Raw genomic sequence first — 24,491 nt, 5'->3', positions numbered from 1 at the left:
CTGGACGGGTGAGCGAGCTCGTCCAGATCCCGTCTCCGGGCATCGCCCTCGAGTACGGGCACCCCGGCCGCCCCGTCGTGGTGATCCTGCACGACGTGTTCGGCCGGCTGCCCTGGCTGGAGCCGTTCGCCGAGGCCGTCTCGAAGCACGGCTACCACGTGCTCGTCCCCGACCTCTACGACGGCTGGGCCACGCTCGCCGCCGAGGACGCGTGGGACCTCGCCGCGATGGCGGCGCAGGACCGCGCCCTCGCCTCCGTCGCCGACGCGGTGCGCACCGGGGCGGCAGCCGGCGCGGCCCGCTCCGCGATCATCGGCTTCGGCTTCGGCGGGCGGCTGGCGCTGCTCGTCGCCGCCACCGGTCTCGTGGACGCCGTGGTCGCCTACTACGCGACCCTCGGCCGGGAGGAGCACGCGCTGGTGCCCTGCCCGACGCTGCTGCACTACGCGCAGAGCGACGACTGGCCGGAGGGCGACGACCCGGAGTCGTTCGTCGGCCGGCTGAAGGAGGCGGGCACGCCCGTCACCGCGCACACCTACCCGGACACCGGGCGGCACTTCGCGAACGCCACCCTGCGGGAGTCGGTCAGCCCGTCCGCCGCGGCGCTCGCCTACGCGCGGACCCTGTCGTTCCTCAACCCGCAGCTGATCGACTGCTGACGCACCGACCGGCGAGCCGGCTCCGGGCGCTCAGCCCTGGACGTCGTGCAGGTGGTGCTGGACGTCGTGCAGGTAGTACTTCGCGATCGTCTCGACCGTGAAGGACGCGCCGTCGCTCCGGCGACCAGGGCGCTGCCACTGCCTGCCGTCGACGCCCTCGAAGACGTGGCCGATGCGGTCCGCCTCCTCGACGAGCTCGCGGCCGACCGCCGCGGGGTCCTGCTGGTCGTAGCGCTCCTCGACCGCCGCCACGTCCTGATCCCAGTTGGGGAAGAGCGGGTCGTCGCCCTCGAGCATCAGCCCGAGGCGCAGCCGGTAGATGCGGTGCACGTCGCGCACATGCGCGGCGTACTCCAGCGGCGACCAGGTCTCGTCGTCGGGGCGGCCCGCGGCGTCCTCGCGCTCGAGGACGTACGGCCAGGCGGCGGCGTTCTGGCGGATCAGTGCGGGGACGGCGTCCGGCTCGACGAGCGAGGCGTCGAAGCCGCACTCGAGGCAGGGGCGCTCGAGCACCCAGGTCCAGTCCTTGGTGTCGGGAGTGATCGGCATGGGTCCAGGGTAGGACCGCTCAGCAGGGGCGCGCGCCCTGGACGGCGCCGCGCTCGCCGTCGGCCGTCCACGGCAGCTGGGGCAGCCCGGTGTCGCCGGCCGCCGCGCCCTGCTCGACCGCGATCGCCGCGAGGGCGCGCGCGGCGGAGGCGGCGAAGCCGTCGCCCGCGGTCGAGCTGTTGAAGGCGACCGCGACCGTCAGCCCCGACTCCGGATCGGAGTAGGCGGCGGTGAGGAAGCCCGGCGCGATGCCGGAGAACCCGCGCAGCGGGCCGGCCTGGTGGCCGCCGAGACCGGCGAGCAGCCACTCCGCCCGCCCCTGACCCTGCGGGACGGGATCGGCCCACATCGCCTCCCCCGCGGGCTCGGACGCCAGACCCTGGGCGAGGCGGCGCAGATCGTCGAGATCGGTGACGGCGCCGCCGGCCGCTCCGAGCGAGGAGGGCGAGGCCTGGGACAGGTCGCGGGGGACCCCGCACTGGACAGCGCCGGAGCGCGGGTCGAGGGCGGCGGAGAAGCCGATCATCGCCGGGCCGGGCACCTCGAGCTCGGAGTCGCCGGGGAGGCGGGTGCTGCTCAGGCCGTAGCGGGGCACGATGTACTCGTCGTACAGCGACTGCATGCTGCGCCCCGTGGCCTGCGTCGCCACTACGCCGGCGAGCAGCGGTCCGGTCGAGGAGTCGGCCCACGCGGCGCCCGGCTCGGCGATCGGCGCGCTGACCTGCGCGGCCGAGATCAGCTCGAGCGTGGGCCACTCGCGGGCGGGGTTCTGCACCACGGTCGGCCAGAGGATGGAGCGGAAGTCGGCGAGGCCGGAGGTGTGCGAGCAGAGCTGGCGGAGGGTCATCCCCTCGATGCCGGGGAGCGACGTGAGGGACTCGCCCACGTCGGCGTCGAGATCGAGCGTCCCCTTCTCCGCGAGCGCGACGACGACGTCGCAGGTCATCGCCGCGGTCCCGCCGGTACCGAGGCGCACGTGCGTCTCGGTGGTCACCGGGGTGGCCTCGGAGTCACCGATCGAGCCGACCGCGGTCTCCCAGCCGCCGGCCCAGGGCGACCAGACGCCCGCGATCGCGCCGGTGGCCCCCGCGGCGCCCTGCGCCTCCACGAGGAAGCCGGAGAGCGCGGTCCCCAGCTCGTCGGGCACGGGCCCGGGCGGCGCGTCCGGGACGACCGAGTCGGCACCGCCGGTGCAGCCGGTGAGGGCGAGGACCAGAGCGGTCACGACGAGAGCCCCGACCCGGGTCGGCCTGCGGCCACCGATCATGCCGTTCGACTCCCCCCGAAGACGCGTGCTGGAACCCCTCCACTGTACGGGCGCGGTCTCGCGCAGCACGGGGCGGGGGCCGGCGCGGGGGCTTTCGTGTCCCGACCGTGACCCGGAACCACGCGGATCCGGATCCGGCCACCCCTTTTCCAAACCGTCTGAGCGGCTGCTACGAAGAAGGGACAAGCGACGCGGAGGCGTTGCCCGGAAGGAGAAGAGGAATCATGCGCACATCACCGAACCGGCTGCTCGCCACGCTCTTCGGCGCGGTCTACGTGGTCGTCGGACTGCTCGGCTTCGTCGTCACCGGCGGCGTCCAGTTCCTCGCGACGGAGGGCGGACTGCTCCTCGGCATCTTCGAGGTCAATCCGCTGCACAACATCGCGCACCTGCTCATCGGCGGCGCGCTGCTGATCGCCGGTCTCTCCACCACCTCGGCGGCCAAGACGGTCAACACGACGGTCGGCGCGGTCTACCTGCTGCTCGGCGTCGTCGGCTTCTTCCTGGTCAACACCGCACTCAACGTGCTCGCGCTGAACACCGCCGACCACTTCCTGCACCTCGCCAGCGCGCTCGTCCTCCTCGGAGTCGGGCTCACCGCCGACAAGGGCGCCCGGGCGCGCACCGCCGTCGCCTGACCCGGAGCGGATCCGTCCGCTCCCCCCAGACTCCGTCCGCCGCGGGCCCGCCGTTTTCCGCGGCGGACGGACCGAACGGCCCCGGACGACACGATGCGGTGTGTCGATCCGGGGCCTCTTCCTCTTGCACCTCCACCACGATCGGAGACCGCGATGAGCACCGTCGCCCGCGGCAACGCCGCCTTCGCCGGGATCGGCGCCGGCCTCGTGCACCTCTCCCTCGCCGCCGGGCAGCTCGACGCGGGGACCCTCCCGCTCGCCGCCCTCGGTGTCGTCGAGCTGGTCTGGGGTGTCGTCGTCCTCGCCCGCGACCGGATCGTCCTCCCGCGGACCGCGCTCGCCGTCACCGGGGTCACCGTCGCCGGCTTCGTCCTCGCGATCGCCGCAGGTCTGCTCCGCGATCCCCTACCGGCCCTCGCGGCGGGCGCCCTGCAGCTCGTCGCCGCGGCCATCGTCGCGGCGACCCTCCGCTCGCAGCGCACCGCGGAGCGGCCCGTCTCGGCCCCGCGCGCGGTCCTCGGTCTCTTCGCGGGCGCGCTCCTCGTCTCCGCCCTCGCGACGCCCGCGCTGTCCGCCTCCTCCGAGGGCTCGCACGACATGGGCGGGATGATGACGACGGTCACCGACAGCGGGCACTCGCACTGAGCCCTGCCCTGGCGACCGCGGTGCCTTCGAGCTAAGGTAAGGGCAACCTAAGACGCCGAAGGAGGCCGCCGTGCCGAACGTCTCGAACGTCACCTCGTTCTCGCAGGCCCTTCGCACGCGCCTCGGTCGGTCCGCCGCGGACGACGAGGTCTCGGCCTTCATGACCGCGCTGATGACCGGGTCCGGCAGCCGCGACGACTACGTCGCGATGATCGCGCAGCACTACTTCGTCTACGAGGCGCTCGAAGCCGTGGCGGAGGCGATGGCGGGCGACCCGGTCGCCGCGCCGTTCATCTCGCCGAAGCTCACCCGGCTGCCCGCCATCGGCGAGGACCTGCGCTTCCTGGTCGGCGAGGACTGGCGCTCGCGGATCAGCCCGCTCCCCTCCACGGCGGCCTACGTCGAGCGGATCCGCACCGTCGCGAGCGGCTGGAGCGGCGGCTTCGTCGCCCACCACTACACCCGCTACCTCGGCGACCTCTCCGGGTGCTCGATCGTGCGGAGCCTGCTGCAGCGGCGCTTCGGCTTCGAGACCAACGGCGTGGGCTTCTACCTCTACGGCGAGATCGCGACGCCGTCCTCCTTCCGCGCGGTCTACCGCGAGCAGCTCGACGCCGCCGGCTGGGACGAGGACGAGCGCGAGCGCGTCATCGCCGAGGTGGCGGAGGCGTACCGGCTGACCACCGCGGTGTTCCGCGACCTGGCCGGCTCGCGCGCCGCGGCCTGACGGGCCGCTCAGGGGCTCAGGGGCTCAGGCGCTCAGGAGGACGCGGACTCCGGCTCGGCGACGGCCGCGGGCTCGGCCCGGCGCTCGGACATGAAGCGCAGCACGTCCTTGTCGACGATGATGTCGCTCGGCCGGAGCGGCCGGGTGAGGTAGAGCCCCTCGAGGCTCGTGATGCGGCTGAGCGCGACGTAGGTCTGACCGGGGGCGAACGCTCGCGAGCCGAGGTCGACCACGGCGGAGTCGTAAGTCTTGCCCTGCGACTTGTGGATCGTGACGGCCCAGGCCAGGCGCAGCGGGAACTGGGCGAACTCGGCGACGATCTCGCGGGTCAGCTTCTTGGTCGCGGCGGAGTAGGAGTAGCGGTAGCGCTCCCAGGTCGCGGGCTCGACCTCGTGCACCTCGCCGTCCACCTCGACCCAGACCGTGCCGGCCACCTTGGTCACGCGGCCGATCGTGCCGTTCACCCAGCGCTGCTCGGCGTCGTTGCGCAGGAACATCACGTGCGCGCCGATCTTCAGCTCGAGGTTCTGATCGGCCGGGTACGCGCGGCCGCCGAAGTCGCCGCTGATCTCGGCCGAGGCGGTCTTGACCGGGCCCTTGAGCCGCGCGAGGGCGGTCTGGTTGATCCGGTTGACGGTGTCGTTGCGGGTCGCGAGGGTGATTGCGTCGTTCTCGGGCGGCGTGCGCGCACCGGCGGCGTTGAGGACGTCCGCGATCTCCTTGGTGACCATGCCGAAGCGCACCGCGTTGAGCATCCACTTGAAGCGCTCGTCGCTCTGGCGGTGGATCCTCCCGAGCTCGATGATCCGCAGCGGCGCCTCCTGCCAGACCAGCGCGTCGAAGAACCAGAGCGAGCGGTAGCGGTCGGCGAAGTAGGCGCGCTCCTCCGGATCGCCCGGAACGGGCGCGAGCTGGAACGGGTCGCCGAAGAGGACGACCTGGACGCCGCCGAACGGCTCGGACCGGCGCTGCCGCGCCTGGCGGAGGCTGCGGTCGATTCCGTCGAGGAGATCGGCGTTGACCATCGAGATCTCGTCGATGACGAGGGTGTCGATGGTGTTCAGGAGCTTCCGCAGCTCGGGCGGCTGATCGAGGTCCGAGTCGGCGATGACGCCGATCGGGAGCCGGAAGAGCGAGTGGATCGTCTGCCCGCCGACGTTGAGCGCGGCGACACCGGTCGGCGCGCAGATGACGATCTGCTTGTCGGTGTTCCAGCTCAGGTGGTTGAGCAGGGTCGACTTGCCGGTGCCGGCGCGGCCCGTGACGAACAGGTGCTCGCGGGTGTTCTCGATGAGGTCGAACACCCGCTGCTGCTCGTCGGAGAGGGTCGGCTGGGTCACCGCTCCACTGTACCCAGCCGACCCCCGCACCCCGGCGCCGCGGTCAGACGTCGCGGACGCGGGTCGCCGTCAGCGCCGGGACCCAGACGGCGAGGAGCCACCCGGCGCTGGCGAGCAGCGCGGACGTCGTACTGATCTGCTCCACGCCGGAGCCCTCGCTCGGGACGCTGGACAGCGCCAGCCCGAGGTTCGAGAGCAGATAGGGGCTGACGTCGATGATCCACTGGGCCTGCAGCAGACCGCCCGCGATGCTCGCGAGCAACGGCAGCACGAAGAGCACGCCGACCGAGAGCCCGATGGCCGCCGCCGTGCTGCGCAGCAGCGCCGCCACGGCGACCGAGAACGCCCCGATGACCGCCAGGAAGAGGCCGCCGCCGAGCAGGCTGCCGAGCACGCCGTCGTCGAGCAGCGAGGTGGGCGTGCCCTTCGCCGCGAGCATCCCGGCGATGACGGCGAACGAGCCGACGCAGGTGAGCACGCCCACCACGAAGGACGCGACGGCCACGACGAGCCCGCGGGCGAGGAGCGACGGGACCCGGCGCGGCACGGCGGTGTAGGTCGAGCGGATCATCCCGGTGGAGTACTCGCCGCCGAGCGACAGCGCTCCGAGGACGGCGATCACCAGGCCGACGAACTGCAGGTGCAGGGTCGCGCCGCCCGCGACGAACGCGGAGACGGAGCCCTCCTTCGGCGGCGTGACGACGGCACCGAGGGCCAGGGCCAGAGCGAGCGCCAGGAGCACCGAGACGACGATCGACCACCAGGTCGAGCGGACGGTGACGAGCTTGAGCAGCTCGGAGAGGACGACCCCGTCGAGGCGGAGCCTCACCCCGCTCGGGGCGTCGCGGGCGGGGCTCGGGGCGGTCGCGGTCATCGGGAGGCTCCTTCGAGGGGCTGGGATCCGTGCGGCTGGGCGGCGGTGTACTCGACGGCGTCGGCCGTCATCGCGACGTAGGCCTCCTCGAGCGAGCGGGTCAGCGCGGTGAGCGCGTGCAGCACCGCTCCGGCCTCGTGGGCGAGCGCGCCGATCACCGGCGCCTCGAGCCCCTCGATCTCGAGCCCGCCGCCCGTGAGAGCGACCGCAGCACCGCGGGCGGCGAGGAGCGCGGCGAGTCGCACCGAGTCCGGGCTCTCGACGCGCACGCGCGGCCGCGCCTCGGCGAGGAAGTCGTCCAGCGGGGCGTCGGCGAGGATCCGGCCCCGGCCGAGGACGATGATGTGGTCGGCGGTCTGCGCCATCTCGCTCATCAGGTGCGAGGAGAGCAGCACGCAGCAGCCCTCCGCCGCCTTCGCGCGGACGAAGTCGCGGACCCAGCGGACGCCCTCCGGATCGAGGCCGTTCACCGGCTCGTCGAGCAGGAGGGTCCGCGGGTCGCCGAGCAGCGCGGTCGCGATGCCCACCCGCTGGCCCATGCCGAGCGAGAAGCCGCCGACGCGCTTGCGCGCGACGCTGCCGAGGCCGACGACCTCGATGACCTCCTCCACCCGGGAGCGCGGGATGCGGTGGGTCGCGGCGATCACGCGCAGGTGGTCGCGGAGAGTACGGCCGCGGTGCGTCGCCTTCGCGTCGAGCAGGGCGCCGACCTCGGCGAGCGGCGCGGCGTGCTCGCGGTAGGGCCGGCCGTTGACCAGCACCGAGCCGGCGGACGGCCGGTCGAGACCGACGATCATCCGCATCGTCGTCGACTTGCCGGCGCCGTTGGGTCCGAGGAATCCGGTCACCCTCCCCGGCGCCACGGTGAAGTCGATCCCGTCGACCGCGGTCTTCGCTCCGTACCTCTTGGTCAGGCCTCGTGCCTCGATCATGCGCTCCCCTTCTCGCAGCGCTGCGCCTCGAGCCCGCGGGACGCGGGCGAGGTCGGACAGCAGCGGCCAGCATAGGAAGCGCCCGCGGAGCCCGCTCGGGGCTGTCGCGGGACGTCCGTCGACCGGGAACGACTCGACCCGGGACGACTCGACCCGGATCGGAGACGGCCCGGCTCAGCCGCGCTTCTGCAGGGCGGCCAGGCGGTCGTTGTACGCGGTGAGCTCGGCCTCGCCGGTGCGGTCGGCCTGCCGGTCGAGCCGCTTGGAGTCGCGCGCGTCCGAGCGGCTCCACATCACCGCGACGATGATCGCGAGGGCGAGCGTGGGGATCTCGCCGATGCTCCAGGCGATGCCGCCGGCCGCCTGCTGGTCGTCGAGGGCGTTCGTGCCCCAGCCCATCGCGCCGTACCAGTCGGCGAGCAGGAGGCCCTCCCCCGTCATCAGCGCCAGGCCGAAGAAGGCGTGGAACGCCATCGTGCCCAGCAGCAGCAGCAGGCGCATCGGGTAGGGCACGCGGTGCACGCTCGGGTCGACGCCGATCAGGACGCTCACGAAGAGGTAGCCGGTGATCAGGAAGTGGACGATCATCCACTCGTGGCCGATGTGGTCGGTCGTCGCCCAGCGGAAGAGCGGCGAGTAGTAAAAGCCCCAGAGCGAGCCGACGAACAGCAGCGCCGCGACGATCGGGTGCGAGATCGCGGTGGCGAAGCGCGAGTGCACGGCGAGCAGGACCCACTCGCGGCCGCCGCGGGAGCCGTCGGTGCGCCGCGTCGCGGCGCGCGCGATCAGCGTCACCGGCGCGGCCGGGACCAGCAGCACGGGCACCGCCATGGTCAGGACCATGTGGGCGAGCATGTGCGCGCTGAACAGGTACTTCTCGTAGGCGTTGACGCCGCCGTTGGTGATGTACGCCAGCAGCAGCATGCCCGCGATCCAGAGCACGGTGCGGTGCACGGGCCAGCGGTCGCCGCGGCGGTGCAGGCGCACGACGCCGGCGACGTAGAACGCGATGCCGAAGCCGCAGACCAGGAGCCAGACCAGATCGACGTTCCAGAGGGTGAGGAAGTTCAGGGCGGACGGCGCGGGCGGCAGCGGCTCGCCGGTCAGCAGCTCCGCGGGGGTCGGGTTCGTCAGCTCGGTGGCGGCGACCTGGTCGACCGGCGTCGCCGTGCGGGCGAGGGCCGCCGCGACTCCGGAGGCGATGCCCATGAAGGCGATCTCCGCGGCGACGAGCCACCAGAAGCTTCGCCCGCCCGCGCCGCCGGCGCTACGCATGCGGACGATCAGGAAGCGGCGCTGGACGAGGCCGAAGACGCCGAGCGCGGTCAGCGCCGCGACTTTGACGAGCACCAGCACGCCGTAGCCGGTGAGCAGGTTGCCGAGCGTCGCGAGCCGCAGCTCGGCGCTGATGTAGCCCGAGGCGGCGACCACGATGAAGCTGACCAGCGCGAGGCTCGAGTATCGCCCGATCACGGGCAACAGGCGCGCGCCGCCGAGCAGCGGGCGCAGCACGATGATCGTGACCAGCCCGCCCAGCCAGATCGCGGCGAAGACCAGGTGCAGGCCCAGGGCGGTGACCGCGGCGTCGTGGCCGCTCGCTCCGGCCGCGTGGCCCTGCTGCGCCATCGGCAGCAGCGTCAGGAGCGCGATCGCCGTCACGAAGACGAGGGCGGTCTGGTTGCGCACGGCGAAGCAGAGCACCGTGACGACGGCGGCGAGGAGGGTGGTGATCAGCCAGGCCTGGCCGACCGGGATGCTTCCGATGAAGTAGCTGAGCTTGGTGCCGAAGTCGCGGTCGAGGCTCAGCGGCGTCTGGGTCACGTTGAGGAAGGTGAAGAAGCCGGTCAGCGCGGAGGCGGCGGCGAAGAACGCGGCGCTCGCGGCGGCGACGTCGAGCGCGATCGTGTACTCGGTGCGCGGCTCCGCCTCGGCGGGGGCGCCGGTGCGCTTCGCGATCGCGCGGGGGCTCAGCGCGAACAGCGTCAGGACGAGCGAGCCGATCATGCCGGCGGCGCCGAGGTTGACCGCGAGCTTGGCGACCGGGAGGCCGAAGCGGACGACGGGCCCCGGGTCGTTCAGGAGCGGTGCCGCCGAACCGCCGCCGAACGCGAGCGCCGCCAGGAGCGCGACGAGGGCGGCGACCACGAGCAGGAGCGCAGGGCCCGCGATCCGGACGGTTCGATTCACCCGGCAAGCCTACGTTCTCGCGGCTGGGGGGCGGCAGGACGACGAAGACCCCGGCGGAGGGCCGGGGTCTTCGTGTGGAACTGCTGCGCCGTGAGGGCGCGGACCGCGACTACTTGGCGGCGGCCTTGAGCTTGGTGCCGGCCGAGACCTTGACCGAGTGGCCGGCAGCGATCTGGATGGTCTCGCCGGTCTGCGGGTTGCGGCCGGTGCGCGCGGCGCGGGACGTGCGCTCGACGGCGATCCAGCCGGGGATGGTGACCTTCACGTCGTTGGAGACGGAGTCGGCGAGGGTCGAGAAGAGCGAGTCGAGGACGCCGTTGACGGCGGCCTGGCTCTGGCCGGAGTCGGCGGCGATCTTCGCGACGAGCTCGGTGCGGTTGAGCGACTTGTCAGCCATTGGAGTGTCCTCCCAGGACGTTCGCGCTGTTGAGAACAGCTGGTGGTTGTGTGTCGTCCAACGGCCGGGGACGGACCCCGTCGACCGGTCGGACCGTCCGTAACCTACCAGCCCGATCCCGGATCGGCGGCGATTCGCGCGACGGAATCCCCGGAAACACGCCGATCGGCAGCCCGCGGAGCCGTCGGGAGCGGCTGGGAGGCGATGTCAGGGGCCGTCGCTACACTCGCCGACGGCGTGCACCCGAGCCCGCCGGGAGAGGTGGCCGCGGTGGCGGAGACGACGACGGACGGCTGGATCTCGACGGCGATCTGGTGGCAGATCCACCCGCTGGCGTTCCTCGGGGCCGAGGCGACGTCGGGCGAGGGGCCGCAGCCCGGAGAGGAGCCGCAGCACCGCCTGCGCCGGATCCTGCCCTGGCTCGACGACCTGCTCGCGCTGGGCTGCAACGGCCTGCTGCTCGGGCCGGTGTTCGCCTCGATGACGCACGGCTACGACACCGTCGACCACTTCCGGGTCGACCCGCGCCTGGGCGACGAGCGCGACCTGGACGAGCTGATCGCGGCCTGCCGCGAGCGCGGGATCCGCCTCGTCTTCGACGGCGTCTTCAACCACGTCGGCCGCGAGCACCCGTGGTGGCGCGAGGCCGTGGCGGCGGGCGAGGGCTCCCCCGCCGCCGCACGCTTCCGGCGGACGGGCGCGGCGCGCGAGGTCGACGGCCTGCCGGTCGACGTCTTCGAGGGGCACGAGGCGCTCGTCGAGCTCGACACCGCGAACCCCGAGGTCGCCGCGCACGTCTCCGCCGTGATGAGCCACTGGCTCGAGCGCGGCATCGACGGCTGGCGGCTCGACGCCGCCTACGCGGTGCAGCCCTCCTCCTGGCGCGCCGCGATCGACCCGGTGCGCGAGCGCTTCCCTGAGGCGTGGTTCGTCGGCGAGGTCATCCACGGCGACTACGCCGGCTACGTGCGGGAGTCGGGCCTGGACTCCGTCACGCAGTACGAGCTCTGGAAGTCGGTACGCAGCTCGATCGAGGAGGGCAACCTCTTCGAGCTGGACTGGACGCTGCAGCGGCACGCGGAGTTCCTCGAGACGTTCGTGCCGCTGACCTTCGTCGGCAACCACGACGTGACCCGGCTCGCCAGCGCGATCAGCGACCCGCGCCACCACGGGCACGCCGTCGCGATCCTCGGCTTCGTCGGCGGCGTGCCGAGCATCTACTCGGGCGACGAGCGCGGGCTCGAGGGCGTCAAGGAGGAGCGCGCGGGCGGCGACGACGCGATCCGGCCGGAGTTCCCGGCGGACCCGGCCGAGTGGCCGCGGAACGACGCCTACCGCGTGCACCAGGAGGTCATCGCCTTCCGCCGCCGGCACCCGTGGCTGGTCGGCGCGCGCACCAGGAGCGTCGACCTGTCGAACTCCGCCGTGCTGCTGGTGGCCGAGGGGCCGGCCGGCGAGAGCGCCCGGCTCGCGCTCAATCTCGGCGACGAGGCGGCGAGCGTCGGCGGCGAGCGGGTCGAGGCGCATTCCTGGCTGCTGCTCGACTGACGCCGCGATCGGACACGCCGTGATCTACGCTCGGGGCAGCGGCGGGAGCGCTCGGCCCCGATACGGGACGACGCTGCCGCGAGGAGACGGACGAGGAGCGACGATGCCCCAGGGGTCGGAGTCACAGCACGAGCAGACGCGGCGGATCGGGCACCAGCCGGAGGCCGGCGTCGAGCGGACGGGACTGGAGGCGGCGCTGGCCGCTCCGGTCGACGAGCTCACCGATCCCGGGCCGGGCGAGCGCAGCGGGCTCTCGAGCCGGATCGCCGAGGATCTGCTCGACGGCGTCTCGGAGATGATCGGCGGTGACGCGGACCTCGCACCGGGACGCGCCGTCGAGATCGACGACCCGGCGCGCGCGGTCGGCGACGACCCGGCGCACCCGATCCACGGGACGCTCCGCCAGGAGTTCGAGTCGCGCTGATCGGCACTCCCTGCTGATCGAATAGCCCGCGGAGCGGGCGTATCGAGATCCACCGGCGCCCGAAGGACGAGTCTGCAGACCCGTCCTGCTGATGACGGCGGGTCTCGATACGCCCCTGCGGGGCTACTCGACCGGCATGGAGGGCGGGGCGGCGAGGGCCTCGGTGAGGAAGTGCAGGAGCTCGCGCAGCAGCGCCTCCTTCGAGTCGGCGCGGCGGTACTCGTGGCCCTCGCCGTCCAGCTGGAGGTAGCGGACCGGGCGGCCGAGCTCCTCGAGCGCCGCGACGATCTGCCGGGCCTCGCCGAGCGGGACGTTGGTGTCGAGCTCGCCGTGCACGACGAGCAGCGGCACGTCGATCGCGTCGGCGGCGTTCAGCGGCGACAGCTCCTCCAGCAGCTCCCCGTCGTGCTCGGGGTGGCCGTACTTGGTCATGGCGGCGGAGGCGATCCACGGCTCGGTGTCGCGGTAGAAGGTCTGCAGGTGCGACATCCCGCAGATGTCGACGCCGGCGGCGAAGACGCCGGGCGAGAAGGCGAGCGACGCGAGCGTGAGGTAGCCGCCGTAGGAGCGGCCGGTGACGGCGATCCGCGCCGGGTCGGCGATCCCGGCGTCGACGAGGTGCGCGGCGGCGGCGAGGACGTCGTCGAAGGCGCCGCGGCGCTTCTCCACGTCGTCGGCGTGCACGAAGTCGCGGCCGAAGCCCGAGGAGCCGCGGACGTTCGGCGCGAAGACGGTGATCCCCGCGGCGGCCACGGCCTGGTGCTGGGCGGAGAAGGTGGGCCGCTCCTGCGACTCCGGACCGCCGTGCAGGCTGAGCATCGCCGCTCCCGGCCCCGTCGCCCCGGGCGCGCGGTAGAGCCAGCCGGAGAGCGCGAGGCCGTCGCGGCCCGCGAAGCGCTCGAGGGTCGGCACGATCAGCGGCGGTGCGTCGAGCGTCGGCACCCCGGTGATCCGGGACCACTCGTGGGTCGCCGTGTCCAGCCGCCACAGCTCGCGCGGGCGCTCCGGGCCCTCGACGCCCAGGATCACCGCGCCGCCGTCGCGGGAGAGCACCGGCGTCGTCGCCACCAGCCCCGGGAGCCCGGCGACCGGGACCCGCGCGCCGGTGGTGGTGTCGAGCAGCTCGATCTCGCTCGAGCCCGCGACGTTCCAGACCAGCATCAGCATCCGGCCGGCGTCGTCGGCGTCCAGGCCCTCGAGCTCGGCGTCGTCGCGGGCGGCGAGGCGGCGGATCCGGCCGCGCCAGCCGTCCGGGCCGAGCGGCATCGCGACGAGCTGGCGCCGCGGAAGGTCGACGTCGGTCGCGAGGTAGGCGACCATCGGGCTCTCGGTGTCGTGCAGCGGCGAGGGGCGCAGCAGCGCGACGTCCGTGGATCCGGTGCCCGAGTCGGGCAGGAGCGCGTGGTTCTCGTTCGTCAGCCGGTCGACGACCACGCAGTACTGCTGGCCGCGCTGGCCGTCGCGGACCACGACGAGGCGCTCCTCCACCGAGAGGTCGAGCACCGAGATCAGGTCGCCGTCGACGAGCGGCTTCCGCTCGCCCGTCACCGGGTCGACCAGGAAGGAGCGTGTCGGCTGCTCCGGCTCGGCCGACGGGATCGTGACGACGACGTGGTGCCCGCTGCGCGTCCACGGCCCGAGCTCGGCGTGGGCGTCGCGGGAGCCGGCGATGCGGCGGGCGTCCGAGCCGTCGGGGCGGACCACCCAGACCTGGCTGCGCACCCCGCCGTCGGTCGCGACGAGGCAGGCCAGCCAGGCGGAGTCGGCGGACCAGGAGACCTCGAGCACCGGATCCTCCGTGAGCGCGATGCGGCGCGCCTCGCTCGGCTCGGCCCCGACGACGACGTCCTGCACCCAGACCTCCGGCGACCCGCCGCGATCGCTGAGGAAGGCGACGCGGGCGGCGTCCGGGGTCATCGTCGGACCCCAGCTGCCCCAGGCGTGCACGAGTCCGAGCGCGAGCTCCTCGGCGGCATCCAGACGGTCGGCCTGCAGCGGATCGGTGAGCGGAAGCGTCATGCCTCCATCCTCCGGCACCGCTCAGCCGACGCCGTGCTCCTGGAGCCACATCTCGAGCAGGGCGAGCTGCCAGAGCTCGTTCGAGCCCAGGCGGGTGCGGGTCGCGTTCGGGTCGGCCAGCAGCGCATCGACTGTCGCGGGATCGAAGACGCCGCGGCGCCGCGCGGCGGGGTCGGTCAGCGCCGCCCGCACCCGTTCCAGGTAGGGCCCCTCCAGCTGGCGGATCGCCGGCACCGGGAACGAGCCCTTGGTGCGGTCGATCACCTCGTCCGGGACGATGCCGCGGACAGCCCGCTTGAGGATCCCCTTGCCGCCGTCGGCGAGCTTGAGCTCCGGCGGGATCGTGCCGACCAATTCGACGAACTCGTGGTCGAGGAACGGCACGCGCGCCTCCAGGCCCCAGGCCATGGTCATGTTGTCGACCCGCTTCACCGGGTCGTCGACCAGCATGACCGCGGTGTCGTTGCGCAGCGCCGCGTCCACGGCCGTGTCGGCGCCGGGGCGGGCGAAGCGCTCGGCGAGGAGGGCGGTCGCGGCATCGGGGTCCCCGCGCCAGGCGGGGGCCAGCAGCGCCTGCAGCGCGGAGAAGGGGCGGTCGACGAAGACGTCCGCGTAGGCCTCGACGGCGCGCTCGCGCGGCACCCGAGCCAGGGGCGGGTACCAGTCGTAGCCGCCGAGCACCTCGTCGGCGCCCTGACCCGACTGCACGACCTTGACGTGCCGCGAGACGTCCTCGCTGAGCAGGTGGAAGGCGACGGCGTCGTGCGAGACCATCGGCTCGCTCATCGCGCCGACCGCGGCGTCGATCCCGGGCAGCAGCCGCGCGGAGTCGATCGGCAGGCGGTGGTGGTCCGTGCCGAAGCGCTCCGCGACCAGGCTGGAGTACTCGAACTCGTCGCCGGACTCGCCGCCCGCCGCGTCGAAGCCGATCGAGAAGGTCTGCAGCCCGGTCTGGCCGGCCTCGGCGAGCAGCGCCACGATCAGGCTGGAGTCGATGCCGCCGGAGAGCAGCACGCCGACCGGCACGTCCGCGACCATCCGGCGCGAGACGGCGGTGCGGAAGGACGCGAGCAGCGCCTCCTGCCAGTCGCGCTCGCTCCAGGCGGCGCGGTCGGGATCCCGGGCGAAGACCGGCTCCCAGTAGACGCGCTCGCGGCTCGTGCCGTCGGGCTCGATCACGCGCACGGTCGCCGGCGGCAGCTTGGTGACGCCGGCGAGGATCGTGCGCGGCGCGGGCACGACCGAGTGGAAGCTCAGATAGAGCATCAGCGCGGTGCGGTCGATCGAGGTGTCGACGCCGCCGGCCGCGAGCAAGGACTGGACCGTCGAGGCGAAGCGGATCCGCTCGCGGGTCTCGTCGAGGTAGAGCGGCTTGATGCCCAGGCGGTCGCGCGCCAGCACCACCCGGCCGGACTCGCGCTCGACGATCGCGAAGGCGAACATGCCGAGCAGATGGTCGACGCAGTCCTCGCCCCACTGGGCGTAGGCCTTGCCGATCACCTCGGTGTCGGAGTGCGAGAAGAAGCGGTGCCCCTTCCCCTCCAGCTCGGCGCGCAGCTCCCGGTGGTTGTAGATGCAGCCGTTGAAGACGATCGTCAGGCCGAGAGCGGCGTCGACCATCGGCTGCGCGCCGGCCGCGGAGAGGTCGATGATCGCCAGCCGCCGGTGCCCGAGCGCGACCGGCCCGGCCGCCCAGAGCCCGTCGCCGTCCGGGCCGCGGTGCACGAGGCAGCCGGTCATCCGGTCGACGGCGCCGATGTCGGCGCGCGCGCCGTCGAACCGGATCTCGCCCGCGATGCCGCACATCTCAGCCTCCGACGATCCAGGTGTCCTTCGCGCCGCCGCCGCGCGAGGAGTTGACGATCATGCTGCCCTCCGCCGCCACGCGGGTGAGCGCGAGGTCGGCGAGGCGGACGTCGCCGGGCCCGGTGCCGGTGACGAAGACGAAGGCGCGCAGGTCGACGTGCCGCGGCTGCAGGTCGGTGCCCGAGAAGGCGGGCAGCGAGGAGAGCCGGACCACCTCCTGGGCGACCCAGGCGCCCGGGTCCGCCGCGATCTCGGCGCGCCGCTCGGCGACCCGCGCCGCGGGGGCCGACGGGCCGATCATCACGCCGCGGCCGCCGAAGCCGTCGACCGGCTTGGTGACCAGCTCGCCGACCCGCTCGAGCACGATCCGGCGCTCGGCCTCGTCCTCGGGGCGGTAGGTCGGCACGGACTCGAGCAGCGGGCGCTCGTCGAGGTAGTAGCCGATCAACTCGGGGACCGCGCAGTAGAGGGCCTTGTCGTCCGCGACGCCGTTGCCGGGCGCGTTCGCCAGGTACACGTCGCCGGCCGCCGCGACCTCGAGGATCTCGCGGCCGATCGCGCGGTCGCCGGCGACGAGGTCGGCCAGCTCGACGTCGAGCCGCAGATAGAGCGCGTCGACGACCGTGCCGCCGGCCAGGACGCGGCCGCCCTCGACGGTGAGGTCGCCGGCCTCGAGCAGCAGGAGCCCGGCGCCCTCGGCGAGGCGGCGGTGCTCGAACCAGGCCGAGCTCGACGCCCCGCTCGAGAGCAGCCCGAGCACCGGGTCGGCGCGCTTCGTCCCGTGGGCGAGCGTCGCGCGCAGTCCGGCGAGCGCCGTCGACGCGTCGAGCAGGCCCGCGGGGCGCGGCAGATCGGGCAGCACGTCGTCGAGCAGTGCGCGGATGCCCAGCGCGTAGGCCAGGCCGCTGGGGTTCCGGAGGTTGTCCTCCAGCACCCGCCAGCCGCCGAACTCGTTGCGGACCAGGTCGAAGCCCATCACCGCGCCGCGCACGGTGCCGGCGGGCAGCCGCGCGGCGTCCTCGCTCCAGCCCGGCGCGCCGCGCAGATCGCGGACCACGCCGGCCCGCACCGCCCGGCCCTCGCCGTAGACGTCCTGCAGGAAGCACTCGAGGGCGCGGGCGCGCTGCTCGAGCCCGGCCGCGAGCTCACTCCACTCGTGGGCCTGGAGCACGCGCGGGACGAGGTCGACCGGGAACGGCCGGTCCTCCTCGCCGACTCGGAAGGTGAGCCCGGCCTGCTCGACGAGCCGGTCGCGCGACTCGTGCAGAGTCTCGAGCCGCTCGGGGCCGAGGCCGCGGAAGTGCTCGAGGATCGGCTGGTAGGCGCTCTTCGCGCGGCCGCCGGTCGCGACGGCCTCGTCGCCGGCGCGGACGCGGTAGGTGCGCAGGCTCGGGGCGGGCAGGATCGGGCCGCTCGCCGGGCCGTGAGTCTCGGCGACGACGGCGTCGACCACGGCGTCGAGCGTCCCGCGCTCGGCGAGGACGGCGCGCTGGCGGTCGGCGGAGTTGCCGCGCGCGATCAGCGTCTCGGCGAGCGCGCGCACCTGCTCCAGGTCGCCGAGCTCGTCCAGCGCCGGCTGGAGCCGGGCGATCAGGCTGCGGAGCGCCTCGGCGGCGGGGACGGGGCGGGGGTGCTCGGTGTGGTCGAGCAGCGGACCGGAGAGACCGCCGCGGGCGGCCTGCCAGGTGGCGGCGCGCTGGATCGGCGGCGGCGTGTGCCGGAACGGGCGGCCCGCCTCGATGTCGAGCTCGGCGGTGCGGACGAGGCCGCGGAAGAGCCCGGCGATCAGCACCGCGTCGTCGACGATCGGCATCGCGTCGCAGACCCGCAGCTCCAGGGCCGGCGCGTGCGAGGAGGGGCGGACGTCGAAGTAGGCCATCTTCGAGTCGGCGATGACGCCGGTGGCGATCAGGTCGTCGAGCAGGCGGTCGTACTCCGCCGCGGACTCCAGCGGCCCGGTCGCGCCGGCGCTCGGCCAGCGCTGCCAGATGATCGTGCGGATGCTGGCGTAGCCGGTGTCCTGGCCGTTCCAGTAGGGGCTGCTCGCGCTGGCGGAGAGCAGCACCGGCAGGTCGCGGGCGATCCGCTGGGCGATCTGCACGGCGAGCTCGCGGTCGGAGACGCCGACGTGGATCTGGGTGCCGCAGATCAGCTGCTCGTCCACGAGCATCCGGTACTGCTCCTGCATGCGTCCGTAGCGGCCGGTGCTGGTGAGCTCGAAGTCGCCGTGCTCGGAGCGCGGCGCGGTGCCGACCGCCGCGATGCCGATGCCGTCGGGAGCCGCGGCGTCGATCACCGCGCGCCGGAGCGAGATCAGCTGCTCCCGGAGCCCGTCGAGCGAGTCGACCACCGCGGTGTTCGTCTCGACCGTGGTCCGCTGCAGCTCGGCCGAGAAGCTCTCCTTCGGCAGCCGGGCGAGCACCTGGGGGGCGTGGGGGGAGAGCTGCCTCGACTCGAGATCGATGAGGTGGAGCTCCTCCTCCGCACCGAGGGTCAGTTCTGCGCGCATGCGCTCACCGTACGACCCTCATGTTTCGGGCGGCTACCGGGTCGCCTGCGAGCGGCGCGGAGGACCGGGATCACGGAGGTCTCGGCAGGGAACCGGCTGTGGCGCGACAGCCCTCGATCCGGCGGGCCCGCGACCATACAATCGTGAATAGGAGGTGGTGGCGCATGTCTGATCTGCACGTGATCCCCCCGAAGGAATGGCGCAGCGAGCTCGCTCGGGCACGGACACGCCGCGACCACGGCAGTGACGAGTTCCTCGCGGCGGTCGCTCGGGTGGCCGATTCCGGCGTCTCGCAGACCGAGATCGCGGGTCAGCTCAGGGCGTCTCAGCCGCAGGTCTCCCGATGGGCGGCGAAGGGTCGCAGGATCCTCGGTCTCGTCGCGGAGGGCCGGATGCTCGGCCGCTCGCCGTACCACGTCGCCGAGCGCTACTCCCGCGGCGAGATCTCCCGCGAGCAGGTCGTCGAGGCGCTCACGACCTGGCAGTACGTGACGGCCGAGACGAGGACGGGCGGCCTCCACGAGGATCTCCTCAATGTCGTCGCCGGCTCGTTCGACGAGGTCCAGGCGGCGTCACTCGACGACCTGATCGACGAGGACGTCTACGCCGCTGCGCTCGACGCCCTGAGGGCGCAGACCGCGTCCCTCCGCCAGACCGACGGTGAGTAGCAGCAGCGTCACCGATCGGGTCGAGGAGCACCGAGCGGTCCTCCAGGCCCTGACCACTGCGGGCGGAGCGATCGGCGCGGAGAGCCCTCACGCCTCCCAGCGGAATGCGGAGTGGTTCGACCAGGAGACCCGCCAGCCGCTCCCAGGCCGGGACACTGCGCAGAGGGAGATGATCCGGGCTCTCCGCGCGGGGGCTCCGGACGTGCGTCGCGATCGCGAGGCGATCTTCCTGGCCGGCCCGCCCGGCGCGGGCAAGACGACGGCTCTGGACGAACTGCTGGCGAGCACCCGGACGACCGCGGCCGACTGGCGCATCCTCAATGCCGACGACGTCAAGGACCTCCTCCTCAGACGCGCCCTGGAGGACGGCAGCTACGAGTCCCACCTCACCCCTCCCGATGTCGCCGCGGTCGAGGCCGACGGCGAGAAGGTCTGGCCGCGCGAGCGTGCAGCGCTCGTGCACGAGGAGTCGTCGATGGTGATCAAGCGCGCCCGCGACCAGTCCGTGCGACGGGGCGAGAACGTCGTCGTCGACGGGACGCTCGCGAGCGCGGACGCCGGAAAAACCTCGTCGAGCGTCTCGAGGGGCAGGGCTACCGCGTCCGCGTCGTCCTCGTCGACGGCCCGCGCGCTGTCACGGAGGCTCGAGTCGCGGACCGCTGGGCGCGGGGCTACCGGTGCGCCGTCGACGGGATCGCCGACCCGGGCGATCCGGACCTCCTCGTGCTCGGCGGTCGGTGGGTGCCCGCGCAGGTGACCGATGCGCTCTACCGCGACGGCGACGACAGCTCGATCTGCGCGAGCTCGGCGCGCATGATCTCGGAGAGCTGCGCGGCGGTGACGCAGCTCGACGTCTACCGGATCGGCCGGCCGAGCGGGGCGGCCGAGCTCGTCGAACGGCGCATCGGCAAGCACGAGGACGGCCGCTGGATCGCCGTCGAGCGCTTCGGGACGGAGGAGCTCCGCTCCGAGAGGGGACGACGGGAGACGGAGCGACGGGAGATCCCCTGACGCACGCGACGTCAGCGGGCGGTGCGCGCGCGGATCTCGAGGTCGATCTGCGAGGCGTCGAGGGCGGCGAGGACCGAGGCGAGGACGTCGGCGTCGAAGGTGCCGTTGTCGCGAGCGTCGAGGAGGTCGGAGCGCTGCGCCGCGATCACGGCCAGCCGGTGCCGCTGCGCCTGGAGGAACGCCTCGGTCCGCGGGGCGTCCGGGGCGGGCGGCGGCTCCTGGACGGCCTCGGCGCTGGTGCGCAGGAGGGCGAAGACGCGGGTGCGCTCCTCCTCCCGGGCCTTCTCCTCGGCCGCCTCGTCGACGTCCGGCGCGATGGCCCGCAGCAGCGGCCCGACCGTGCCGCCCTGCAGCAGCAGCGACAGCGCGGCCACCGCGAACGCGATCAGCACGAGGACCGAGCGCTGCGGGGTGTCCTCGGGCAGGGTCTGCGCGGCGGCGACCGTGACGGCGCCGCGCATCCCGGCCCACACCACGGCCGTGCCCTCGCGCCAGCCGAGCGGCGCGCGGACGAAGTACTCCATGTCGGCGAGCATCCGGGTCAGGCGGGTGGCGAAGCGCTCGAGATCGCGGGCGGTCGGCGACCGGCGCCCGCGGCTGATCCGCTTCAGGCTCTCCTCGCGGCCCTCCTCGGTGCCCATCTGCTCCTGCAGGCCCTCGACGCGCGGGCGCATCCGCTCGCGCAGCCGGCCGCGGCTCCTCAGCACGCCGAGCAGCGGGGCGACGTAGGCCGCCCGCACCAGGATCGTCAGCAGTAGCGCGCCCGCCGCGATCAGCACGGCCGGGCCGACGCCGGCGTGGTCCTCCTCGACGCTCGTCACGATCGCCCGGACCTGCAGGCCCATCGTGAGGAACACCGTGCCCTCGAGCACCAGCTCGACCGTCCGCCAGTTCTGCGAGTCGGACAGGCGGTTCTGCGGCGAGAGCTCGCGCGGCGCGCGGATGCCCGTGACGACGCCGGCGACGACCGCCGCGACCAGTCCCGAGGCGCCGAGGAGCTCGGCCGGGACGGAGGCGAGGAAGGGCACGGTGAAGGACAGGATCGTGTTGACCGTCGGGTCCTGGACCCGGCGGCGCACGGCCAGGTTCAGCCAGCCGACCAGACCGCCGACGATCCCCGCGATCAGCACGGAGTAGCCGAACGAGCCGAGCGCGCCCCAGAAGGAGAAGCTCGCCGCGGCGGCCGCGATCGCGGTGCGCAGCAGCACCAGGGCCGTCGCGTCGTTGAGCAGGCTCTCGCCGTCGAGCATCGCGACGACCCGGCGCGAGACGGAGGTGCCCTTGACGATCGAGGTCGCCACCGCGTCCGTGGGGCTGACGATCGCGCCGAGCGCGACGCCCCAGGCGAAGCCGAGATCCGGCAGGACCAGCTGGAAGAACAGGCCGAGCACCAGCGAGGTGCCGACGACCAGCAGCACCGAGAGGCCGCTGATCGCACCGAACTCGCGGCGGAAGTTCATCGCCGGCATCGACACCGCGGACGAGTAGAGCAGCGGCGGGAGCACCCCGGCCAGGATCCACTCCGGCTCGATCTCGATCGGACCGACGACGGGCAGGAAGCTCGCGGCCACCCCGATCCCGACCAGCACGAGCGGCGACGCGACGCCGAGGCGCGGGCCGACGACGGCGGCGCCGGCGATCACGACCAGCGCGAGGACCAGCACCATCAGGAGCGGGGTCACGCGTGCCCGGCGGAGTCGGAGGCGGAGTCGGAAGCGGAGTCGGAAGCGGGTCCGACCGCGCCGCGGCGGACGTCCTCGAAGAAGTCGGGGCGGAGCACCCGCTTCTCGATCTCGAACGCGCCGCTGCTCCAGCCGTCGCCGAGGGGGTGCTCGGGGTCCAGCAGCACGTGGCCCGGAGTGGCGCCACGGCCGAGGGCGGCGGCGATCGACCGGTCGGGGTCGTAGAGCGCGTGCTCGACGAGCGGGGCGAACACCTCGTGGGCGGCGAAGTCGGCGGGGGCGCCGAGGAAGACGGGCATCAGCTCCTCTCCCTCCCGCAGGCCGTTCGGCCACCAGCGGAAGCGCTCGACCAGCTCGTGGCAGGAGATGCAGGACGGCGAGAAGAAGACGAGGTGCGTCGGCGGGTCCGCCCACTCGGCGAGGGCGATCGGCTCGCCGACCGCGGTGAGGAAGGCGAGGTCGCCGATGTCGCTCGGGGACGCGGGTGCCGGAGCAGGCGTCGAGGCGGCGGGTGCTCGCGCGGCGAGCCGGTCGCGCACCGGGACGAGTGCGAGAGCGAGCAGCACGGCGATCAGCGCCGGGACTCCGGGGACGAGCAGCTCCGCCGGTGCGCCGGCCCCGACGAGCCCGGCGAGCGCCAGCGCGAGCAGGACGGCGTTCCGCGCGACCGTGCGGCCGGTCATCCTGGCGTCGCCGAGGCCGCCGAAGCACTCGCACTCGACCGGCTCCGGGGCGCGGACCGCCCGGATCGCGACGACGAGGAAGACGACGTCGACCGCGACCGCGCCGAGCAGCGCGCCACGGTGCAGCGGTGACGGGGTGAGCAGGATCGCGAGGCCGAGCGCGATCTCGACGACGGGGAAGGCGCGGGCGAAGAGCGGGCCCGCGGAGAGCCGGGCGGGCAGACCGAGCGCGGCGAGGCTCGCGCGGAACCGCTCCGTCCGCCCGAGCTTCAGCACGCCGCTGACGACGAGGACCGCACCGGCGGCGACGCCGGCGACCGCGAGCAGGACCTCGAGCGCTGACGCGAGCATCCGTGTCCCTCCCGCACCTGACGGTGCCCCCGCAGAGCACGCTACCGGGCGGAGGGCGCCGTCAGGAGTCGGGGCCGATCAGGAGTCGAAGCCCAGCCCGAGCGCGTCGAGGGTCCGCAGCAGCGGGTTCCGCCGGCCGCCGTCGTGGTCGGCGCGGTCGAGCGACCAGCGGGTGGCCTGGATGCCCGCGGTCGCGAACGGCTCGGGCGGGAACGGCAGCGGGCGCTTGCGGACCATCTCCAGCTCGGTCCGCTCGGTCGGCTCGCCGGCCAGGAGGTCGAGGAGCACGTCGGCCGCGAAGGCGGTCGTCCCGACGCCGAGGCCGGTGTAGCCCGCGGCGTAGGCGACGCGACCGGCGAGCGCGGTGCCGTAGAAGGCGGCGAAGCGGGTGCTGGTGTCGATCACCCCGGCCCAGCGGTGGCTGAAGCGCAGGCCCTCGAGTTGCGGGAAGGTGGTCAGGAAGTGCGCGGCGAGGGCGCGGTCGGTCTCCGGGCGGTCCTCGTAGGCCGAGCGGATCCGGCCGCCCGGGTGGTAGACGGCGTCGTAGCCGCCCCAGAGGATGCGGTCGTCGGCGGTGCGGCGGTAGTAGTGGAACTGGTTGGCGACGTCGCTGAGGCCCTCGCGGCCGGTCCAGCCGATCGAGGCCAACTGGGCGGCGTCGAGCGGCTCGGTCATCAGGACGTGGTCGTAGACCGGGACGGTCATCAGCCGGGTGCGCGCGAGCAGCGACGGGAAGGCGCTGGTGCCGAGGATCGCCTGATCCGCCGCCACGGAGCCGCCCGCGGTGCGGACGACCACGCCGGCGCCGTCGCGCTCGAGGCCGAGCACGCGGCTGTCCTCGTGGATCTCGACGCCGAGCTCCTCCGCGACCCGCGCCAGCTCGCGGACGAGCTTGCCGGGGTGCACCAGGGCGCACTGCTCGGCGGGCGCCGCGAGGCCGGCCAGGAAGGTCGGCGAGTCGACCAGGGCGCGCACCTCCGCGGTGTCGAGGAAGCGGCCGCCCGCGACACCGTCGCCGTCCGCGAGCGGGCCGACCTGGTACTCCTCCACCGCTACCGCGAGCGAGCCGGTGCGCTCGAAGTCGCAGTCCATGCCGTAGCGGGCGACGGTCGCCTCGATGTCGTCGAGGTTCCGCACCCCGAGCTCCTCGAGGCGGGCGGCCTCGGCGGGCCAGCGCGCGAGGCCGTTCTCACGGCCGTGGGTGAGGCTCGACTCGACGAAGCCGCCGTTGCGACCGGAGGCGGCCCAGCCGAGCGAGCGGGCCTCGAGCAGCACCACGCGGCGGCTCGGGTCGCGCTCCTTCGCGCGCAGGGCGCTCCACAGGCCGGTGTAGCCGCCGCCGACGACCACCAGGTCGGCGCGGACGGCGCCGGCGACGGCCGGGCGCGGGGCGTCGGGGTCCTCGAGCCAGAACACCCCGCGCCGCGTGCCGGCCAGGGCGGCGTCGACGACGGTGGGATCGGGGGCGGATCGTTCGAAAACCGTGCTCGTGAGGGCCATAGTGCCTCCATTACGTCAGTTTCTTCGTCGTTTCGCAACCGGATCCGTCGTTGCGGTACCGGACTCCCGGGCAGG

Annotated in this window: 22 protein-coding genes; 9 read left to right on the top strand and 13 right to left on the bottom strand. The window is 73.7% G+C overall.

Annotation, left to right across the window (positions count from 1 at the left end; all coding sequences use genetic code 11):
* The first annotated feature begins 8 nt into the window (after positions 1 to 8).
* On the top strand, positions 9 to 659 hold the full coding sequence (locus EDF22_RS01025) for a dienelactone hydrolase family protein (RefSeq protein ID WP_123701743.1): 651 nt from the start codon (positions 9 to 11) through the stop codon (positions 657 to 659).
* Positions 660 to 689: 30 nt separating this feature from the next.
* On the opposite strand, the gene EDF22_RS01020 is transcribed toward EDF22_RS01025, so the two are convergent.
* Together EDF22_RS01020 and EDF22_RS01015 are read right to left on the bottom strand one after the other, a co-directional pair.
* Positions 690 to 1,208 (bottom strand): DinB family protein, encoded by a 519-nt coding sequence (locus tag EDF22_RS01020; protein ID WP_123701740.1) that lies wholly within the window; start codon positions 1,206 to 1,208, stop codon positions 690 to 692.
* 19 nt (positions 1,209 to 1,227) lie between these two features.
* Entirely contained in the window at positions 1,228 to 2,433 is a 1,206-nt protein-coding gene (locus EDF22_RS01015; protein ID WP_148059073.1) for a serine hydrolase, read from the bottom strand.
* Positions 2,434 to 2,699: 266 nt separating this feature from the next.
* Here EDF22_RS01015 and EDF22_RS01010 point away from each other — a divergent pair, with 266 nt between their 5' ends.
* The 3 genes from EDF22_RS01010 (at position 2,700) to EDF22_RS01000 (ending at position 4,485) form a co-directional block, all read left to right on the top strand.
* A complete protein-coding gene (locus EDF22_RS01010) occupies positions 2,700 to 3,113 on the top strand; it encodes a DUF4383 domain-containing protein (RefSeq protein ID WP_123701737.1) in 414 nt (137 codons plus the stop codon).
* 153 nt (positions 3,114 to 3,266) lie between these two features.
* Positions 3,267 to 3,758 carry a hypothetical protein gene (locus tag EDF22_RS01005; RefSeq protein ID WP_123701735.1) on the top strand — a complete coding sequence of 164 codons (492 nt, stop codon included), beginning with the start codon at positions 3,267 to 3,269 and terminating at the stop codon, positions 3,756 to 3,758.
* A gap of 70 nt (positions 3,759 to 3,828) precedes the next feature.
* The gene (locus tag EDF22_RS01000; RefSeq protein WP_123701733.1) at positions 3,829 to 4,485 is read left to right on the top strand and encodes a heme oxygenase (biliverdin-producing); all 657 of its coding nucleotides are present in this window, start codon (positions 3,829 to 3,831) and stop codon (positions 4,483 to 4,485) included.
* A 32-nt stretch (positions 4,486 to 4,517) separates the two neighbouring features.
* On the opposite strand, the gene EDF22_RS00995 is transcribed toward EDF22_RS01000, so the two are convergent.
* The 5 genes from EDF22_RS00995 to EDF22_RS00975 form a co-directional block, all read right to left on the bottom strand.
* On the bottom strand, positions 4,518 to 5,825 hold the full coding sequence (locus tag EDF22_RS00995; protein ID WP_123444845.1) for an ATP-dependent RecD-like DNA helicase: 1,308 nt from the start codon (positions 5,823 to 5,825) through the stop codon (positions 4,518 to 4,520).
* Between the two features lie 43 nt (positions 5,826 to 5,868).
* A complete protein-coding gene (locus EDF22_RS00990; protein WP_123701731.1) occupies positions 5,869 to 6,699 on the bottom strand; it encodes an ABC transporter permease in 831 nt (276 codons plus the stop codon).
* Positions 6,696 to 7,631, bottom strand: a complete 936-nt coding sequence (locus tag EDF22_RS00985) for an ABC transporter ATP-binding protein (RefSeq protein WP_123701729.1) — start codon at positions 7,629 to 7,631, stop codon at positions 6,696 to 6,698. Before EDF22_RS00985 ends, EDF22_RS00990 begins: the two co-directional genes overlap by 4 nt.
* Positions 7,632 to 7,805: 174 nt before the next feature.
* On the bottom strand, positions 7,806 to 9,818 hold the full coding sequence (locus tag EDF22_RS00980) for a cytochrome c oxidase assembly protein (protein WP_221180877.1): 2,013 nt from the start codon (positions 9,816 to 9,818) through the stop codon (positions 7,806 to 7,808).
* 109 nt (positions 9,819 to 9,927) lie between these two features.
* Positions 9,928 to 10,215: an HU family DNA-binding protein gene (locus EDF22_RS00975; protein ID WP_055786347.1), complete on the bottom strand. Its 288-nt coding sequence runs from the start codon at positions 10,213 to 10,215 to the stop codon at positions 9,928 to 9,930.
* Between the two features lie 270 nt (positions 10,216 to 10,485).
* Between EDF22_RS00975 and EDF22_RS00970 the strand changes: the two genes are divergently transcribed.
* Together EDF22_RS00970 and EDF22_RS00965 are read left to right on the top strand one after the other, a co-directional pair.
* Positions 10,486 to 11,763: an alpha-amylase family protein gene (locus EDF22_RS00970; RefSeq protein ID WP_260302056.1), complete on the top strand. Its 1,278-nt coding sequence runs from the start codon at positions 10,486 to 10,488 to the stop codon at positions 11,761 to 11,763.
* A gap of 103 nt (positions 11,764 to 11,866) precedes the next feature.
* A complete protein-coding gene (locus tag EDF22_RS00965) occupies positions 11,867 to 12,187 on the top strand; it encodes a hypothetical protein (RefSeq protein WP_123701726.1) in 321 nt (106 codons plus the stop codon).
* Positions 12,188 to 12,310: 123 nt separating this feature from the next.
* Here EDF22_RS00965 and EDF22_RS00960 read toward each other — a convergent pair whose 3' ends face one another.
* From EDF22_RS00960 to EDF22_RS00950, 3 genes are read right to left on the bottom strand one after another with little or no spacing between them, the layout of a single operon-like run.
* Positions 12,311 to 14,206: a S9 family peptidase gene (locus EDF22_RS00960; protein WP_123701724.1), complete on the bottom strand. Its 1,896-nt coding sequence runs from the start codon at positions 14,204 to 14,206 to the stop codon at positions 12,311 to 12,313.
* A gap of 21 nt (positions 14,207 to 14,227) precedes the next feature.
* Complete coding sequence (locus EDF22_RS00955; protein WP_123701722.1) at positions 14,228 to 16,012, bottom strand: N-acetylglutaminylglutamine amidotransferase; 1,785 nt, start codon at positions 16,010 to 16,012, stop codon at positions 14,228 to 14,230.
* Between the two features lies 1 nt (position 16,013).
* Complete coding sequence (locus tag EDF22_RS00950) at positions 16,014 to 18,521, bottom strand: glutamate--cysteine ligase (protein WP_123701720.1); 2,508 nt, start codon at positions 18,519 to 18,521, stop codon at positions 16,014 to 16,016.
* A gap of 164 nt (positions 18,522 to 18,685) precedes the next feature.
* On the opposite strand from EDF22_RS00950, the gene EDF22_RS00945 reads away from it, so the two are divergent.
* From EDF22_RS00945 to EDF22_RS00935, 3 genes are all read left to right on the top strand, one after another.
* Positions 18,686 to 19,189, top strand: a complete 504-nt coding sequence (locus EDF22_RS00945; RefSeq protein ID WP_123701718.1) for a hypothetical protein — start codon at positions 18,686 to 18,688, stop codon at positions 19,187 to 19,189.
* Between the two features lie 202 nt (positions 19,190 to 19,391).
* Entirely contained in the window at positions 19,392 to 19,946 is a 555-nt protein-coding gene (locus EDF22_RS00940) for a zeta toxin family protein (RefSeq protein WP_185038646.1), read from the top strand.
* A complete protein-coding gene (locus EDF22_RS00935) occupies positions 19,931 to 20,200 on the top strand; it encodes a hypothetical protein (protein WP_148059071.1) in 270 nt (89 codons plus the stop codon). Before EDF22_RS00940 ends, EDF22_RS00935 begins: the two co-directional genes overlap by 16 nt.
* Positions 20,201 to 20,211: 11 nt before the next feature.
* Here EDF22_RS00935 and EDF22_RS00930 read toward each other — a convergent pair whose 3' ends face one another.
* The 3 genes from EDF22_RS00930 to EDF22_RS00920 form a co-directional block, all read right to left on the bottom strand.
* Positions 20,212 to 21,867 (bottom strand): sodium:proton antiporter, encoded by a 1,656-nt coding sequence (locus tag EDF22_RS00930; RefSeq protein ID WP_397460146.1) that lies wholly within the window; start codon positions 21,865 to 21,867, stop codon positions 20,212 to 20,214.
* Between the two features lie 11 nt (positions 21,868 to 21,878).
* Positions 21,879 to 22,916 carry a MauE/DoxX family redox-associated membrane protein gene (locus EDF22_RS20620; protein ID WP_185038644.1) on the bottom strand — a complete coding sequence of 346 codons (1,038 nt, stop codon included), beginning with the start codon at positions 22,914 to 22,916 and terminating at the stop codon, positions 21,879 to 21,881.
* A 78-nt stretch (positions 22,917 to 22,994) separates the two neighbouring features.
* Entirely contained in the window at positions 22,995 to 24,416 is a 1,422-nt protein-coding gene (locus EDF22_RS00920) for an FAD-binding oxidoreductase (RefSeq protein WP_123701710.1), read from the bottom strand.
* Positions 24,417 to 24,491: the final 75 nt, after the last annotated feature.

The sequence above is a fragment of the Rathayibacter sp. PhB127 genome, from assembly GCF_003751665.1.
Lineage (GTDB): Bacteria > Actinomycetota > Actinomycetes > Actinomycetales > Microbacteriaceae > Rathayibacter > Rathayibacter festucae.
Note: the sequence above shows the minus strand (reverse complement) of the source record. Positions and strands in the feature narration are given on the sequence as shown.